The sequence below is a fragment of the Pseudomonas sp. G2-4 genome (genome assembly GCF_030064125.1).
Lineage (GTDB): Bacteria > Pseudomonadota > Gammaproteobacteria > Pseudomonadales > Pseudomonadaceae > Aquipseudomonas.
In genome coordinates, this window is sequence record NZ_CP125957.1 from 6053051 (window position 1) to 6069004 (window position 15954).

Sequence of the window (15954 nt, forward strand, 5' to 3'; positions counted from 1 at the left end):
CTCCTATCAGGCGTTACCCGGCTCAGCGTCACCGCCTTCGGATTCGGTTGCGCTAGGCAGACGAATTGGACGAACTGGCACGACTGTCGAGATCGCGTGCTTGTAGACCATCTGGCTGACGGTGTTTTTCAGAAGGATGACGAACTGGTCGAAAGACTCGATCGTGCCTTGCAGTTTGATCCCGTTGACCAGATAGATGGACACCCCAACTTTCTCTTTACGTAAAGTGTTCAAGTAAGGGTCTTGTAGCGAATGCCCTTTTGACATGTGCCGCACTCCTTTAAGGATCAATAATAAAAAATCGGAATCAGATGGCTTGGGCCGTCACACCCCCAAGGATAGACGGCAATTGCAAGGACTCAGCTCAATATGGAGATGGTCCCGAGGTATTTCAAGGCGCGTGGCAGATTGTCGCAATCGAGACTGTCAAGCCAATGCAGGTCAGTCCAGCTGCGCAACCAGGTGAACTGGCGCTTCGCCAATTGGCGCGTGGCAATGATCCCACGCTCCTGCATCTCGGCTGACGTCAGCTTACCGTCCAGGTAATCCCAGACTTGTCGATAACCTACTGCACGTATAGACGGCAACCCGGTATGCAGGTCACTTCGCTCACGCAGGGCTACGACCTCGTCTATGAATCCCTGTTCCAACATTAATGTGAATCTTTGTTCAATTCGTCGATGCAGCACTTGCCGGTTCGCCGGAGCGATGGCCAGATTCGCGACAGTATAGGGCAATTGTTGCAGTCCCGAAGCGGCTGCTTCAGTACTTTGCGCAGATTGTCGCTGGCGCAGGGCCGTCATGCTCTGGCCACTGACCCGATAAACCTCCAGGGCCCGGCTGAGCCGCTGCGGGTCGTTGGGGTGAATACGCTCCGCCGATTCCGGGTCGATGACCGCCAATTGCTCGTGCAGGGCTTGCCAGCCAAGGCGCCCAGCCTCTTCTTCGATCTGCGCGCGCACCTGCGGATCGGCCGCCGGCATGTCCGCCAGCCCATCGACCAAGGCTTTGTAATACAGCATCGTGCCGCCCACCAGCAGCGGAATCTTGCCCCGCGCGGTGATATCGGCCATGGCCTGAAGGGCATCGCGACGGAAGTCCGCAGCCGAATAGGCCTCGGCCGGGTCGAGGATGTCGATCAGCCGGTGCGGAAACTCGGCCAACAAGGCTTTCGACGGCTTGGCGGTGCCGATGTCCATGCCCCGGTAAACCAGCGCCGAATCGACGCTGATCAGCTCGCAGGGCAGGACTTTGGTCAATTCGATGGCCAGGTCGGTCTTGCCGGCGGCGGTCGGCCCCATCAGGAAAATCGCGGGAGGTAACTGGCTCATCAGCGACCGCGCAGGAACAGTTTGTCCAGATCGTCCAGGCCCAGCTGGGTCCAGGTCGGCCGGCCATGGTTGCATTGGCCGCTGCGCTCGGTGTTTTCCATGTCTCGCAGCAGGCCGTTCATTTCCGGCAAGGCCAGACGCCGGTTGGCGCGGATTGCGCCGTGACAGGCCATGGTGCCGAGCAGTTCGTTCAGGTGCGCCTGGATCCGGTCGCTGGTGCCGTATTCCATCAGGTCTGCCAGCACGTCGCTGACCAGCCGATTGGCCTCGGCCTGCTTCAACAACGCCGGGATCTGACGGATCGCCAGAGTTTCCGGGCCCAGGCGCTGCAATTCGAAGCCCAGGCGCTGGAACCAGCTCACGTGCTCCTCGGCGCAATCGGCTTCGCGCTGACTGACGGCCAGGGATTCGGGCACCAGCAGTGGCTGGCCGCTGAGGCCTTCGCTGGCCATGGCGATTTTCAGCCGCTCGTACATGATCCGCTCGTGGGCAGCGTGCATGTCCACCAGGACCAGGCCTTGGGCATTTTCCGAGAGGATATAAATGCCTTTGAGTTGCGCCAATGCATAACCCAGCGGCGGGATGTCGCCCTGGCCGTCGGGCAGCGCCGCTGCGCCAGCTTCAGGCAAGGGCTTGAAAAACTCGCGATAGGCCGCCTGGGCCTCGGCCGCCGGTACGTTCGATTGCGGGCGTGGCGTGTATTGATACTGATAGCCGCTGCCGGCCCCTGCGCCCGCCGTGTTGTAGCTCGGCTGTGGCTGGGGTTGTTCCAACAGTGCGTTGGCCGCCAGGCGCATCTCGCCTTGGGGACCGAATTCGCCGGCATCGAGCCCCGTCGGCCGGACCATGCCAGCCACCGCCGCAGGGGCCGCCAGTTGATCTTCCGGCCGCACGTCGCCCAGGGCGCGGTGCAAGGTGCCGTAGAGGAAGTCGTGCACCATGCGCCCGTCACGGAAACGTACCTCGTGCTTGGTTGGATGCACGTTGACGTCCACCACCGCCGGATCGACTTCGAAAAACAGCACGAAAGTCGGATGCCGGCCGTTGAACAGCACGTCGCGATAAGCCTGCCGCACCGCGTGGGCTACTAGTTTGTCGCGCACCGCCCGGCCGTTCACGTAGAAGTATTGCAAGTCTGCCTGGCTGCGGGAAAAAGTCGGCAACCCGACCCAACCCCACAGGTGCAAGCCATTGCGCTCCACCTCGATGGGCAAGGCCTGTTCCAGGAAACCGGCACCGCAGACGGCGCCCACACGCCGGGCACGGGCCGCGTCGTCATGGGCTTCGTGCAGGCTGAGGATGGTCTTGCCGTTGTGGCGCAAATGGAATGCCACGTCAAAACGCGCCAGGGCCAGGCGCTTGATGACTTCCTGCAGGTGATCGAATTCGGTCTTCTCGGCCTTGAGAAACTTGCGCCGGGCCGGGGTGTTGAAGAACAGGTCGCGCACTTCCACCGAGGTACCCACCGGGTGGGCCGCGGGCTGGACGCGAGAAGCCATCTCCCGGCCTTCGGTCTCGACCTGCCAGGCCTGCTCGGCATCGCGAGTGCGGGAAGTCAGCGTCAGGCGCGACACCGAACTGATGGACGCCAGCGCCTCGCCACGAAAGCCCAGGCTCATGACCCGCTCGAGGTCTTCCAGGTCGCGAATCTTGCTGGTGGCGTGCCGCGCCAAGGCCAGCGGCAGGTCGTCGGCAGAAATACCGCCACCGTCATCGCGCACCCGCAGCAGCTTGACGCCGCCCTGCTCGACATCCACATCGATACGTTTGGCCCCGGAATCGAGGCTGTTTTCCAGCAGTTCCTTGATGACCGACGCAGGACGCTCGACCACTTCGCCGGCGGCGATCTGGTTCGCCAGCCGAGGGCTGAGCAGTTCAATGCGAGCGTTGTTGCCGATCACTTCGTCACTCATCGCTGTACCGCCACTTCATTGCTGGGAATGGTCAGGGTCTGACCGATCTTGAGCGCGTCGCTCTTGAGATTGTTGGCACTGCGCAAGGTGGCGGGTGACACCTGATAGCGCACGGCGATCATCGCCAGGGTTTCGCCGGGGCTGACCCGATGGTCCCGCGGGCCTTGGGCGATCTTGCCCGAGTCGCGCAACCAGGCAATGTAGGTGCCTGGCGGTGGGTTCTGCTGGAAGAACTGCCGCACGCCACTGCTGATGGAGCGGGCCAGCGCCTGCTGGTGGTTGGCAGACGACAGCTTGGACGCTTCGTTGGCGTTGGAGATGAACCCGGTCTCCACCAGGATCGAGGGGATGTCCGGCGACTTGAGCACCATGAATCCGGCCTGCTCGACCCGCTGCTTGTGCAACGGCGTGACACGACCGATGTTGCTCAAGACCTTCTGGCCAACGTTCAGGCTGGAGGTCAAGGAGGCGGTCATCGACAGATCGAGCAAGACACCGGCGAGCATCCGGTCCTTGTCGTCGAGGCTGACATTACCGGCACCGCCAATCAGGTCGGAACGGTTTTCGCTGTCGGCCAGCCAACGGGCGGTCTCGGAGGTAGCGCCACGGTCGGACAGGGCAAACACCGAAGCCCCGAAGGCAGCCGCCGAGGGCGCGGCGTCGGCGTGGATGGAGACGAACAGGTCTGCGCCTTTCTTACGGGCGATTTCCGTGCGGCCACGCAAGGGGATGAAGTAGTCGCCGGTACGGGTCAGTTCGGCCCGGAAACCTTTCATGCCGTTGACCTGACGCTGCAACTCACGGGCGATGGACAGCACCACGTCTTTTTCACGCTGTCCGCGAGAGCCCGAGGCCCCCGGGTCTTCGCCACCGTGGCCGGCGTCGATCACGACGATGATGTCACGCTTGCCGGCCGGGGCCGGTGGCAGCTTGATCGCAGGTTCAGTCGGCGTGACCGGTACTGCCGGCAACGTCGCGACATTGGTGGGCGGCGGCGGTGGCGGTGCGGCGTCGGCCGGATTGTCGAACAGGTCCACCACCAACCGGTTGCCATACTGGGCGTTCGGGGCCAGGGTGAAGCTTTTCGGGGTCACAGCCTTTTTCAGGTCGATGACCACCCGCAGGTCGGTCGGCGTCCGCTGGGCCGAGCGCATCGAGGTAATGGGGGTGTTGGCGGTGGCCACGTTCAACGGCGCCCCCAGGGACGCGCCATTGATGTCGATCACCAGGCGATCCGGGGCCGTCAGGGTGAATACGCTGTGCTGCACCGGGCCCGTCAGGTCAAAGACCAGCCGTGTGTTGTCCGGCGCCCGCCAGAGGCGAACGCTGTTGACCTTTGTCTCGGCCACAGCATCGACGGCCAGTGCCGTAAGCAACAGTCCTACGACAGCAACCACCGCGCGAACGCGCATACCAAACCCCATCATCAATTAGTTTCCAATGCCAAAGCGGCACACCACGACTCGCCACGCGAGCCTTGCGGCGTCAGTTTCAGCGAACGCCCGCCGTTCTGCGCGCCAATGGTAATGGTCAGGTCGGGCTTTGGCAAAAAGCCTGCACCCTTCTGGGGCCATTCGATCAGGCACAAGGCATCATCTTCGAAATAATCGCGGATGCCGAGGAATTCCAGCTCCTCAGGATCCACCAGTCGATACAGATCGAAATGGAAGGCACGAACGTCACCGATCTCGTAGGGCTCGACCAAGGTGAATGTAGGGCTTTTTACCGAGCCGACATGCCCGAGGCCGCGAATGATGCCGCGGGACAAGGTGGTTTTCCCCGCACCTAGGTCGCCTTCGAGAAAAATCAGCCCATGACCCGCAGTGGTGCGCGCTATACGCGCCCCGAATTCCGTCATGGCGTGTTCGTCCGCCACGTACAGGGTTACTTCAGACACGGTGAATGCTCCTCCAACAACTGACGAATGGCCGGGATCAAATCGGTCGCCGCCAGCCCCCGGCCCGACCGACCGGCTTGGGCACCGGCATTGGCGTGCAGCCAGACCGCCAGGCACGCTGCCTCAAAACCCTCCATGCCCTGGGCCATCAAGGCGCCGACCACGCCGGCCAACACGTCCCCCAGGCCGGCCGTGGCCATGGCCGGATGGCCCTGACTGCAAACGGCCAGGCGACCGTCCGGGCTGGCAATCAGGCTGCCGGCGCCCTTGAGAATCACTGTGGCAGTGTATTTGTTACTCAATGCGTAGGCCGCCGCTGGCCGGTCGGCCTGTACCTGAGCCGTGGAGATATTCAGAAGCCGCGCCGCCTCGCCCGGATGCGGGGTGATGACACAGTGCTCGGGCAAACTGACATCGCCGCTGCCCAGCAGGTTCAGCGCATCGGCATCCCACACTTGCGGCAGCGGCGCATTGGCCGCCGCCGACAGCAGGCTACGCCCCCATGCAGCCTGGCCCAGCCCCGGCCCGACCACCAGCACACTGGCCTGTTTGAGCAAGCCCATCAACTGGTTGGCCGAATGGGTGCCCTGCACCATGACCTCAGGCAAGCGCGTCAGCGCAGCGGACACATGCTCGCTGCGGGTTGCCATGGACACCATGCCCGCGCCGCAACGCAGGGCGCTTTCGGCACTCATCTGGATGGCGCCGCCAAAACCCCGGTCGCCGCCGATCAACAGGACATGACCAAACCGGCCTTTGTGGGACGTGGGCATGCGAGGCGTCAGACGCGGCAGATTATGCGGTGAGAGCAGTCGGGCACTGGCAGGTGCCGCTTCAACGATGTCAGGGTCGGCGTGCAGGTCGTTGAACACCAACTCGCCCACCCGATCCGCCGCGTCCCCCGTGAACAGGCCCAGCTTCAGGCCAATGAACGTCACGGTCAGGTCGGCGACCACCGCCGTACCCAGCACCCGACCGGTGTCGGCACACAGCCCGGAAGGAATATCCACCGCAGCGACCGGCAGGCCACTGACATTGATCGTGTCGATGGCACGAACGTAGGGCTCGCGTACTTCGCCGCTCAATCCAGTGCCGAGCAACGCGTCCAGCAGCACGCCGCGCAATTCGGACTCGTCCGACCACGATTCTACCGGGACGCCTACAGCGACAGCCTCGGCGTGGGCATTGGCGGCATCGCCCAGCAGACGCCGGGGCTCACCCACCGTCAGCACCCGCACCGACCAACCGGCGCGTCGGGCCAGGGTCGCCACCAGGTAACCATCGCCCGCGTTGTTGCCGTGGCCGGCCAGCACGGTCAGCTCGCTGGCATCAGGCCAGTGCCGGACGATCGCGCGCCACGTCGCGCGAGCAGCGCGCTGCATCAATTCGAAGCCGGCGGTGCCCGCCGCGATCAGTTGTGCGTCGAGGGCCCGGACCTGCGCGGCGCTGTACAGCGCGTCGGGAAAATCATCTTTAGTGTGCGGCATGCGTCTTCGGGCTCCGATGTCTGGCAGAATTATACGCATCTCAGCTCCGGTTTCTCTCGCCTCATGCCTGTCATCCCCACAGACCTCCCCGCCCTCGCCCAATCCATCAAGGACTGGGGGCGCGAACTGGGTTTCCAGCAAGTCGGCATCAGCGGCCTGGACCTTGCCGAGCATGAGCAACATTTGCAGCGCTGGCTCGACGCGGGCTATCACGGCGAGATGGACTACATGGCTGCCCACGGCAGCAAACGCTCGCACCCCGACGAACTGGTGCCGGGCACGCTGCGGGTGGTGTCCCTGCGTATGGACTACCTGCCGGGCGACACGCAAATGGCGCAATTGCTCGCCGAACCGGAAAAGGCCTACGTCTCGCGTTATGCATTGGGCCGCGATTACCACAAATTGATCCGTAAACGTGTGCAGCAACTGGCAGAAAAAATCCAGGCCGTCATCGGCCCCTTTGGCTATCGCGCCTTCGTCGACAGCGCACCGGTGCTGGAAAAAGCCATCGCCGAACAGGCCGGCCTGGGCTGGATCGGCAAAAACACCCTGGTGTTGAACCGCAAGGCTGGCAGTTATTTTTTCTTGAGCGAGCTGTTCGTTGACTTGCCCCTGCCGGTAGACCCGCCCCACACCAGCGAACATTGCGGAAAATGCACGGCGTGCCTGGACATCTGCCCTACGAATGCCTTCGTCGGGCCCTACGTGCTGGATGCCCGTCGGTGCATTTCCTACCTGACCATCGAACTGAAAAGTGCCATCCCCGAAGAACTGCGGCCCTTGATTGGCAATCGGGTGTTCGGGTGTGATGACTGCCAGATCGTCTGCCCGTGGAACCGCTTCGCCCGACCCTCCGGGGAAAGCGACTTCAAGCCGCGACACAACCTGGACAACGCCGGGCTGGCCGAGCTGTTCCTGTGGGACGAGGACACGTTTCTACGCAGCACCGAAGGCTCGCCGCTGCGCCGCGCCGGTTATGAGCGCTGGCTGCGCAACCTGGCGGTGGGCCTTGGCAATGCACCATCAACCATTCCGGTGCTGCAAGCGCTGGAGGCGCGACGCGATTATCCGTCGGAACTGGTGCGCGAGCATGTCGAGTGGGCGTTGCGCCAACACGCCAAGCGTCAGACCTCGTCGTTATAAACGAACTTCGGCATTTCCCAGTGAAAGCGGATCGCCAGGAGCCGCAACAGGAAACCGCCGAACAAGGTGATGAGAATCGCCTGTTCGCTCGGCAACTGCAGGTAGACGCACAACAAGTAGCACCACGCCGCAGCAAACGAGACGCTGGCATAGAGCTCACGACGGAAAATCAGTGGAATATCGTTGCAGAAGATGTCCCGCAGGATGCCGCCGAACACGCCCGTGATAACCCCGCTGACCGACGCCACCAACATGCCGTGGCCCATTTCCAGGGCCGTCATGCAGCCGATCAGCGTAAACGCCACCAGGCCCACGGCGTCGAGCACCAGGAACAACGAGCGCAGATGGCGCATCCAGCGCGCCAGGAACACCGTCAGCATCGCCGCCGCGGTGGTCAGCACCAGGTATTCCGGGTGTTTGACCCAGGTCAGCGGGTAATGGCCGAGCAGCACGTCGCGCACCGAGCCGCCGCCCAACGCCGTGATACAGGCGATTAGCACCACGCCGAACCAGTCCATGCCACGACGCCCGGCGGACAAGGCGCCGGTCATGGCTTCGGCGGTGATGGCAATCAGATAAAGCATCAGCAACATGATGGCGGTCCTTGCAGGAAGGCGCGCAGTCTAGCCATTTCGGGCAGGCACCAAAAGAGGGCAAAGCCACGACCTCTGCCTGAACCCCAGTCCAAACAAGATCCCCGTGGCGAGGGAGCTTGCTCCCGCTCGGCTGCGCAGCAGTCGCAAACCGGACAACTCGGTCTACCTGAAAGACTGTCAGGGCCTGCTTCGCAGGCCAGCGGGAGCAAGCTCCCTCGCCACAAGAGCTCCGTACGCTTCGATCAGAACTTGATGAAATGCTTGCGGTAATGCTGCAACTCGGCAATGGACTCGCGAATGTCGTCCAGGGCCAGGTGGCTGCCACCCTTCTGGAAGCTGTCACGCACCTCTGGAGCCCAGCGGGCGGCCAGTTCCTTGAGGGTGGAAACGTCCAGGTTGCGGTAATGGAAATAACTTTCCAGGGATTTCATGTGGGTGTAGAGGAAGCGACGGTCCTGACAGATGCTGTTGCCGCAGATCGGCGACTTGCCCTTCGGCACCCACTGCTCCAGGAACGCGATGGTCTGGGCTTCGGCCTCGGCCATGCTGATTTTGCTCTCGCGCACCCGCTGGGTCAGGCCCGAGCCGCCGTGCTGGCGAGTGTTCCATTCGTCCATGCCGGCCAGGATCTCGTCGCTGTGATGGATCGCGATCACCGGACCTTCGGCCAAGGTGTTGAGGTCACTGTCGGTGACGATGGTGGCCATTTCGATGATGACATCGGTGTCGGGATTCAGACCGGTCATTTCCAGGTCGATCCAGATCAGGTTCTGCGGGTTTTGCATGGGGGAGCTCCTCGGCGTAGCTGCGCAGTTTAGCCTAGGCGGGCCCTTGGGCGTGCTAAACTCGCCGCCGTTTTACCTAATCGCTGCATTCTTCATACGGAACACCCATGGCCAAACGCCAACTCAATCGTCGTCAAAATTGGCGCATCGAAAAAATCCAGGGTGAGCGCGCTGCCCGCGCCGCCAAACGCGAGTCCAGTGCTGTCGAAGCCTTGGAAGGTGGCGACCTGGGCCCGGAACAGACCGGCCTGGTGATCGCCCACTTCGGTGTGCAGGTCGAGGTCGAGGCCCGGGAAGGCGAACTGGCCGGCCAAGTGTTCCGCTGCCACTTGCGCGCCAACCTGCCAGCCCTGGTCACGGGCGACCAAGTGGTCTGGCGTGCCGGCAACCAAGGCATCGGCGTGATCGTGGCGCAATTGCCACGCAACACCGAGCTGTGCCGTCCGGACAGCCGAGGCCAGCTCAAGCCGGTTGCCGCCAACGTCGACATGATCGTCATCGTGTTCGCCCCACTGCCCGAGCCCCACGCCAACCTGATCGACCGCTACCTGGTGGCAGCCGAACACGCCGGCATCCGCCCGTTGTTGCTGCTCAACAAGTTCGACCTGATCGATGAGTACAACGCGCCGGCGCTGAACGCCCTGCTGTCGGTCTATCGGGATCTGGGTTACCCGGTGCTGGAAGTCTCGGCCCATCACGGCGACGGCATGGAGAAACTGCAGGAACAACTGGACGGACGCATCAGTGTGTTCGTCGGCCAGTCCGGCGTGGGCAAGTCTTCGCTGGTCAACAGCCTGCTGCCGGAAGTCGAGACCCGCGTCGGGCCGTTGTCCGAATTGTCCGGCCAGGGCACCCACACCACCACCACTGCGCGGTTGTTCCACTTCCCCGGCGGCGGTGAATTGATCGACTCGCCGGGTATCCGTGAATTCGGTCTGGGCCACGTCAGCCGGGCCGATGTCGAAGCCGGGTTCATCGAGTTCAATGAGCTGATCGGCACCTGCCGCTTCCGCGACTGCAAACACGACCGCGAACCCGGCTGCGCCCTGCTCAAGGCGCTGGAAGAAGGCCGCGTGCATCAGCAACGGATGAACAGCTATCGCTCGATCATCGCCAGCTTGCCGGAAAGCAGTTACTGACCTGCATGCAATTTGAAGCCGATCACTAGCGTGGCGAGGGAGCTTGCTCCCGCTGGGCTGCGAAGCAGCCCCAAAACCTGCCAAATACAGAGCATCAGACACACCGCACCCGCCGGCTTACGACTGCTTCGCAGCCGAGCGGGAGCAAGCTCCCTCGCCACAAAGGCAAGCAGTCTCAAGCCCACAAAAAAGCCGACAACGATGTCGGCTTTTTTGTGGGTCACTGTGCAGGCGCTCCGTCAGGCTTGGGCGCAGCGTCGTCGAACAGGTTCAGACGCTCACGCAGCTCATGGGCCGGCACGGGCTGCTGGTCCGCCGGCAAGGCGTTCGGATCAGCTGCGGCGCCAGGCGTCTCGGGCACCTCACCCGGTGCGCCCTGCCCTTGGGCCGGATCCGGCGCCGGATCATCGGTTTGCGAACCTTCGATGGCTTGCTGGGCCTTTCTGGTCAACACCACGATATCAATACGCCGGTTGACCGGGTTGAACGGTTCCTTGCGGTCGAACAACGCCGAGGACGCATACCCCACCACCCGCGCCACCTGTTCGTCCGGATAACTGCCAGCCACCAAGGCACGGCGTGCCGCATTGGCGCGGTTGGCGGACAGCTCCCAGTTACCGAAGTCACCCTTGCCGACGAAGGGCTTGGCGTCGGTATGACCGCTTATGCTGATTTTGTTCGGCACCGCTTTGATGGTGTCGGCCATGGCCAGGAGAATATCTTCGAAATAAGGCTTCAGGCGCGCGCTGCCGGAATCGAACATCGGCCGGTTCTCGGCGTCCATGATCTGGATGCGCAGGCCGTTCGGTGTGATTTCGAACAGGATCTGGTCCTTGAATTTCTGCAGTTGCGGATTTTCTTCGACCTTGTTCTGCAACTCTTGCAGTAACAACTCCAGGCGCTCGCGCTCCATCTGCTCGGCCATGCCCTCAACCTGCTCGGAATCCACCGTCACCTTGTCGGGCTGAGGCTGGGATTTGACTTCCGGGTTGAGGGTCGTTTCCGGCGCCAGGGTCGGCGAGCCACCCAGGTCGATGATGTACGGTGTGCCGCTTTCGGAAAAGCCGACCGGATCCTTGAAGTAACCGGCGATGGCGATCTTCTGTTCCGGGGTCGCGGTGGACAGCAGCCACAGCACCAGGAAGAACGCCATCATCGCCGTCGCGAAGTCGGCGAAGGCGATTTTCCAGGCGCCCCCGTGATGCCCAGCGGCTATGCGCTTGACGCGCTTGATGATAATCGGCTGGTTATTTTCCATGACTTAACGACCGCGAACCGCTTGTTCCAACTCGGCGAAGCTTGGACGGTGCGCCGGATACAGGACCTTGCGACCGAATTCCACCGCCAGCGATGGCGGCATGCCCGAGGCCGAGGCCACGAGCGAAGCCTTGATGGCTTCGTAGACGTTCAGTTCTTCCTTGGCGTCGTGGGCCAGGGAATGGGCCAGCGGGCCGAAGAAACCATAGGCTGCCAGGATACCGAAGAAGGTACCGACCAGTGCCGCGCCCACATGCAGGCCGATAGAGGCCTGATCACCTTCGCCCAGGGAAGCCATGGTGACCACGATCCCCAATACGGCCGCAACGATACCGAAGCCGGGCATGCCGTCGGCGATGCCGTTGACCGCGTGGGAGGGATGCTCCAGGTCTTCCTTGAGGCTGTACAGCTCCATGTCGAACAGGCCTTCGAGCTCATGGGGAGCCATATTGCCGGACGACATGATGCGCAGATAATCACAGATGAACGCCGTCATGCGGGCGTCCTTGAGCACCGAGGGGTACTTGGCGAAGATCGGGCTGGCGGAGGCGTCTTCGATATCGCCTTCGATCGCCATCATGCCTTCGCGGCGGCTCTTGTTGAGGATCTCGTAGATCAGCCCCAGCACCTCAAGGTAGAAGGTGTGGCTGAAACGCGAACTGAACATGCTCAGGGATTTCTTGAGCACATGCATCGTCATATAGCCGGGGTTGGCCTGCAAGAATGCGCCGAGGGCCGCGCCACCGATGATCAACACCTCGAAAGGTTGGACCAGGGCGGCAATCTTGCCATGGGAGAGCACGTATCCGCCCAGCACGCTCGCGAACACGACAATGATGCCGATAATTTTAGCCATAGATAGAAAGTACTTATTTAAGTCGGGTTCAAGGTCATATTCGGAAGCTGAAAAATCTCTTCTTCTACTTATCGGCAAAACTGCGCCAGACTATAGCCAGTTCCGGCGAAAAGCCAATTTGCCCCGCTCCGGGCGTAGATACCTCCTATGATGATCGCGTCCAACCATGGCTAATGAAACGAAGGTCCCAACTCCACGACCCACCACGCTCGAAGGCTGGGTAAAGCTGCTCGACGGTGTTCACCTGCCCGTGCCCCAGGCCAGTCATGACCTGGTCTGCAAAGCCCTTGCCGACAGCCGCCGGTCGTTGCGTGACATCGCCGAACTGATGCAGGACAGCCCCGCCCTGGCCCTGAGCGTCATCCGCGAAGCCAACCACCACACCCATGGCAGCCTCGCGGAACCGGCGGAAAATCTCGAAGTAGCCCTCAACCGCCTCGGTCTTAAACGCACCGAAGAACTGCTCGCTCGCCTGCCCTCATTGCCGGGGCAAGAAATCCCCGTTGTCCTGCGCCAGCTGCAATTGATCAGCCAGCATGCCACGCAACAGGCCAATGGTTTTTTTGCCAGCCGCCTGGCGCGGCTGTGGCAAGACATCCACTGGGGCAGCCTGCTGTTTCTGTCACCGCTCTGGCCACTGGCCCTGACTCACCCGCGATTGCTGGGGGAGTGGGAGTTGCGGGTCATCCATAAAGGCCAGCCGGCAAGCGAAGTCGAGCGCGAACTGTTCGGCGTCAGCCTGCTGAGAATCTGCCTGGCACTGGTGGAAACCTGGCGCCTGCCGATCTGGGTGATGCAGGGCTACCGCCTGCTGCTCAACGAACGCCGCGAACTGGTGCAAGTGCTCCGCATCGCCCGGGACAGCGAGCACCCGCTGCGCCAGCAGAATCGCCTGGACGATGACCCGACCCTGCGGCGCTGGCTCAACCAGCCCGCCAATACCGTGCTGCTGGCCAACGGTCTGGCGCTCTCAGCGCAGCAAGCCTGGGACTCCCCCAACAGCGCCCGCTGGCAATACCTCACTAGTTTGTACCTGCAAATGTCGATGGATGAGGTCCAGCAGCAGTTGCACCAACAAGCCGTCACCAGTGCCCGCCACGATGCCATGCCAGATCTCTGGCACCCTGCCGTGGCGCTGATCTGGCCCTGGGGCAGCCGCCGCATCCACCCCGGATTGCTACCTGCTGCCCCGCCCAGTGCCGCAGACTTGACCCAGTGGCGCAAGCAATGCTCCGCGCTGCTGGTGGAACCGAGTCCTTTCAGCAATGCCATGCACCTGACCACCTCGGCACGGGATGCGTTGGTGGCGTGCGGAATGCGCCGGGTGATGATCCTGATGGCCGACCGCAGCCAGACCAGCGTGCGCGTGCACCAGACCGCCGGCCTGCCCAAGGAGGCAGCTGCCACCAGTTTTTCCATCAATCAAAGCAAGGTCTTGCAGCGATTGCTCGCCCAGCAGGCTCAGGTTCGCCTGAATCCGGACAACAATGCCCAGTTTTCAGCGTTGCTGCCGCCGGGCCTGCGCAGCCTGTTCCGAGGTGAGCACCTGCTGCTGCGCTCGCTGACCTGCAACGGTCGAGTGATCATACTGGTGGTGGTGGACCAGGGTGGCGGACCGTTCTCGGACGTGACCGTGCAGGCGTTCGGCAAAACCGTGCAATGCATCGAAAGGGCCCTGCATACCTTTACCAACCGCGGCCGCTGAACTTGATACAATCCTTTCCCTTTGCGCTCCTGGAGACCTCACATGCCTGACTTCTCTGGCTTGCCGCTGGTAATCGAGCCGAGCGAGCTGCTGCCGCGCCTCGACAGCCGCGAACTGATCCTGGTGGACCTGACCAGCGCGGCCCGTTACAGCACCGGCCATATCCCCGGCGCACGTTTCGTCGACCCCAAGCGCACCCAACTGGGCCAGCCGCCAGCGCCGGGCCTGTTGCCGGCCAAAGCCGACCTGGAAGCACTGTTCGGCGAATTGGGGCATAACCCGGATGCGGTCTACGTGGTCTATGACGATGAAGGCGGCGGCTGGGCCGGGCGTTTTATCTGGCTGCTGGACGTGATCGGTCACTCAAATTATCACTACCTCGACGGCGGCCTGCTGTCGTGGCTGGACGAAGGTCTGCCGGTGTCTGTCGAAGTGCCAGCGCCCGTTGCCGGCCCGGCGAGCCTGACGCTGCACGATGCCCCCACCGCCACCCGCGAATACCTGCAAAGCCGTCTCGGTGCTGCCGACCTGGCGATCTGGGACGCACGCGGCCCACTGGAGTACTCAGGCGAGAAAGTTGTCGCCGCCAGGGGCGGGCACATACCCGGCGCGGTCAATTTCGAATGGACGGCTGGCATGGACCAGTCGCGCAACCTGCGCATCCGCAAAGATATGCCGCAGATCCTCGAAAAATTGGGCATCACGCCTGACAAAGAAATCATCACCCACTGCCAGACTCACCACCGCTCTGGCTTCACCTATCTGGTGGCCAAGGCGCTCGGTTATCCGCGGGTCAAAGGCTATGCCGGTTCCTGGGGCGAATGGGGCAACCACCCCGACACCCCTATCGAGCTCTGAAGGTTCTTAAGGACAGTTAATGAAAAACCGTTTGTTCATCCTCTCTCAGTATCTATTGCCCCACCACCTGCTGTCGCGGCTGGCCGGCTGCATTGCCGAATGCCGCGTGCGCTGGTTCAAGAATGCCTTCACCCAGTGGTTCGCCAAGCGCTACCAAGTGGACATGTCCCAGGCCCTGGTGGAGGACCTGACGGCCTATGAGCACTTCAACGCCTTCTTCACCCGTGCCTTGAAAGACGGCGCACGCCCGCTGGATGAAACCCCGGGCGCGATCCTCAGCCCCGCCGACGGCGCCGTCAGCCAGCTCGGCCCGATCGAGCACGGTCGGGTATTCCAGGCCAAGGGCCACAGCTTCAGCGTGCTGGAACTGTTGGGCGGAGACGCGGCCAACGCGGCGCCCTTCATGGGCGGCGACTTCGCCACCATCTACCTCTCCCCCAAGGATTACCACCGCGTGCACATGCCGCTGGCAGGCACTTTGCGCGAGATGGTCTACATCCCCGGGCGGATTTTCTCGGTCAATCAGACCACCGCTGAAAATGTTCCGGAGCTGTTCGCCCGTAACGAGCGCGTTGCGTGCATTTTCGACACCGAACGCGGGCCGATGGCCGTGGTGCTGGTGGGCGCGATGATCGTGGCCTCCATCGAAACCGTCTGGGCCGGTCTGGTGACGCCGCCCAAGCGTGAACTCAAGACCTTCCGCTACGACGAGGCCGCCCGGGCGCCGATCCACCTGGAAAAAGGTGCCGAAATGGGCCGCTTCAAACTGGGCTCGACCGCCATCGTGTTGTTTGGGCCAGATCAGGTGAAGTGGGCCGAAGAACTGGTGGCCGGTTCGCCAGTGCAGATGGGGCAAGGGTTGGCACTGCCAAAGGCTGAGTAAAAGATCAAATGTGGGAGCGAGCTTGCTCGCGATAGCGATTTTTCAGTCACCTCTATATCGACTGGTCAGACGCCATCGCGAGCAAGCCGCTCCCACTGGGCATC

General features: G+C 62.5%; 15 protein-coding genes. 5 read left to right on the plus strand and 10 right to left on the minus strand.

From position 1 onward, the window contains the following. Nucleotides 1–6: 6 nt before the first annotated feature. The 6 genes from hfq to QNH97_RS26620 form a co-directional block, all read right to left on the minus strand. The gene (gene hfq / locus QNH97_RS26595; RefSeq protein ID WP_003186419.1) at nucleotides 7–267 is read right to left on the minus strand and encodes an RNA chaperone Hfq; all 261 of its coding nucleotides are present in this window, start codon (nucleotides 265–267) and stop codon (nucleotides 7–9) included. 92 nt (nucleotides 268–359) lie between these two features. Next, nucleotides 360–1331 (minus strand): tRNA (adenosine(37)-N6)-dimethylallyltransferase MiaA, encoded by a 972-nt coding sequence (miaA, locus tag QNH97_RS26600; RefSeq protein ID WP_283554599.1) that lies wholly within the window; start codon nucleotides 1329–1331, stop codon nucleotides 360–362. After that, entirely contained in the window at nucleotides 1331–3244 is a 1914-nt protein-coding gene (gene mutL / locus QNH97_RS26605) for a DNA mismatch repair endonuclease MutL (RefSeq protein ID WP_283554600.1), read from the minus strand. The genes miaA and mutL overlap by 1 nt, the downstream gene beginning before the upstream one ends. Then, nucleotides 3241–4671, minus strand: coding sequence for an N-acetylmuramoyl-L-alanine amidase (locus QNH97_RS26610; RefSeq protein ID WP_283554601.1), 1431 nt, complete (start codon nucleotides 4669–4671; stop codon nucleotides 3241–3243). Before QNH97_RS26610 ends, mutL begins: the two co-directional genes overlap by 4 nt. Further along, nucleotides 4671–5141: a tRNA (adenosine(37)-N6)-threonylcarbamoyltransferase complex ATPase subunit type 1 TsaE gene (gene tsaE, locus QNH97_RS26615; RefSeq protein WP_283554602.1), complete on the minus strand. Its 471-nt coding sequence runs from the start codon at nucleotides 5139–5141 to the stop codon at nucleotides 4671–4673. The genes QNH97_RS26610 and tsaE overlap by 1 nt, the downstream gene beginning before the upstream one ends. Further along, nucleotides 5129–6628 (minus strand): NAD(P)H-hydrate dehydratase, encoded by a 1500-nt coding sequence (locus QNH97_RS26620; protein ID WP_283554603.1) that lies wholly within the window; start codon nucleotides 6626–6628, stop codon nucleotides 5129–5131. The genes tsaE and QNH97_RS26620 overlap by 13 nt, the downstream gene beginning before the upstream one ends. 63 nt (nucleotides 6629–6691) lie before the next feature. Between QNH97_RS26620 and queG the strand changes: the two genes are divergently transcribed. Continuing rightward, nucleotides 6692–7771 (plus strand): tRNA epoxyqueuosine(34) reductase QueG, encoded by a 1080-nt coding sequence (queG, locus tag QNH97_RS26625; RefSeq protein WP_283554604.1) that lies wholly within the window; start codon nucleotides 6692–6694, stop codon nucleotides 7769–7771. On the opposite strand, the gene QNH97_RS26630 is transcribed toward queG, so the two are convergent. Next, nucleotides 7753–8367 (minus strand): trimeric intracellular cation channel family protein, encoded by a 615-nt coding sequence (locus QNH97_RS26630; protein WP_283557557.1) that lies wholly within the window; start codon nucleotides 8365–8367, stop codon nucleotides 7753–7755. The two genes, queG and QNH97_RS26630, sit on opposite strands and share 19 nt — an antisense overlap. Before the next feature lie 242 nt (nucleotides 8368–8609). Further along, entirely contained in the window at nucleotides 8610–9152 is a 543-nt protein-coding gene (gene orn / locus QNH97_RS26635; protein ID WP_024780809.1) for an oligoribonuclease, read from the minus strand. Between the two features lie 107 nt (nucleotides 9153–9259). On the opposite strand from orn, the gene rsgA reads away from it, so the two are divergent. Beyond that, nucleotides 9260–10291: a small ribosomal subunit biogenesis GTPase RsgA gene (rsgA, locus tag QNH97_RS26640; protein WP_283554605.1), complete on the plus strand. Its 1032-nt coding sequence runs from the start codon at nucleotides 9260–9262 to the stop codon at nucleotides 10289–10291. Between the two features lie 220 nt (nucleotides 10292–10511). Here the strand turns inward: rsgA and motB are convergent, their stop codons facing one another. Together motB and motA are read right to left on the minus strand one after the other, a co-directional pair. Further along, nucleotides 10512–11549 (minus strand): flagellar motor protein MotB, encoded by a 1038-nt coding sequence (gene motB / locus QNH97_RS26645; protein WP_283554606.1) that lies wholly within the window; start codon nucleotides 11547–11549, stop codon nucleotides 10512–10514. Nucleotides 11550–11552: 3 nt separating this feature from the next. Continuing rightward, nucleotides 11553–12404, minus strand: coding sequence for a flagellar motor stator protein MotA (gene motA, locus QNH97_RS26650; protein ID WP_283554607.1), 852 nt, complete (start codon nucleotides 12402–12404; stop codon nucleotides 11553–11555). Between the two features lie 166 nt (nucleotides 12405–12570). Between motA and QNH97_RS26655 the strand changes: the two genes are divergently transcribed. Genes QNH97_RS26655 through asd form a run of 3 tightly spaced genes read left to right on the plus strand, consistent with a single transcriptional unit; the run spans nucleotide 12571 to nucleotide 15850 of the window. Further along, on the plus strand, nucleotides 12571–14109 hold the full coding sequence (locus QNH97_RS26655; protein ID WP_283554608.1) for an HDOD domain-containing protein: 1539 nt from the start codon (nucleotides 12571–12573) through the stop codon (nucleotides 14107–14109). Between the two features lie 42 nt (nucleotides 14110–14151). Next, nucleotides 14152–14967, plus strand: coding sequence for a rhodanese-like domain-containing protein (locus QNH97_RS26660; protein ID WP_283554609.1), 816 nt, complete (start codon nucleotides 14152–14154; stop codon nucleotides 14965–14967). Between the two features lie 19 nt (nucleotides 14968–14986). Then, nucleotides 14987–15850, plus strand: a complete 864-nt coding sequence (gene asd, locus QNH97_RS26665) for an archaetidylserine decarboxylase (protein ID WP_283554610.1) — start codon at nucleotides 14987–14989, stop codon at nucleotides 15848–15850. Nucleotides 15851–15954 lie beyond the last annotated feature (104 nt).

Excerpts from the sequence above, each read along its gene's own strand:
- hfq (WP_003186419.1), bottom strand. The coding sequence starts at position 267 with ATGTCAAAAGGGCATTCGCTACAAGACCCTTACTTGAACACTTTACGT.
- miaA (WP_283554599.1), bottom strand. The coding sequence starts at position 1,331 with ATGAGCCAGTTACCTCCCGCGATTTTCCTGATGGGGCCGACCGCCGCC.
- mutL (WP_283554600.1), bottom strand. The coding sequence starts at position 3,244 with ATGAGTGACGAAGTGATCGGCAACAACGCTCGCATTGAACTGCTCAGC.
- QNH97_RS26610 (WP_283554601.1), bottom strand. The coding sequence starts at position 4,671 with ATGATGGGGTTTGGTATGCGCGTTCGCGCGGTGGTTGCTGTCGTAGGA.
- QNH97_RS26620 (WP_283554603.1), bottom strand. The coding sequence starts at position 6,628 with ATGCCGCACACTAAAGATGATTTTCCCGACGCGCTGTACAGCGCCGCG.
- queG (WP_283554604.1), top strand. The coding sequence starts at position 6,692 with ATGCCTGTCATCCCCACAGACCTCCCCGCCCTCGCCCAATCCATCAAG.
- orn (WP_024780809.1), bottom strand. The coding sequence starts at position 9,152 with ATGCAAAACCCGCAGAACCTGATCTGGATCGACCTGGAAATGACCGGT.
- rsgA (WP_283554605.1), top strand. The coding sequence starts at position 9,260 with ATGGCCAAACGCCAACTCAATCGTCGTCAAAATTGGCGCATCGAAAAA.
- motB (WP_283554606.1), bottom strand. The coding sequence starts at position 11,549 with ATGGAAAATAACCAGCCGATTATCATCAAGCGCGTCAAGCGCATAGCC.
- motA (WP_283554607.1), bottom strand. The coding sequence starts at position 12,404 with ATGGCTAAAATTATCGGCATCATTGTCGTGTTCGCGAGCGTGCTGGGC.
- QNH97_RS26655 (WP_283554608.1), top strand. The coding sequence starts at position 12,571 with ATGGCTAATGAAACGAAGGTCCCAACTCCACGACCCACCACGCTCGAA.
- QNH97_RS26660 (WP_283554609.1), top strand. The coding sequence starts at position 14,152 with ATGCCTGACTTCTCTGGCTTGCCGCTGGTAATCGAGCCGAGCGAGCTG.
- asd (WP_283554610.1), top strand. The coding sequence starts at position 14,987 with ATGAAAAACCGTTTGTTCATCCTCTCTCAGTATCTATTGCCCCACCAC.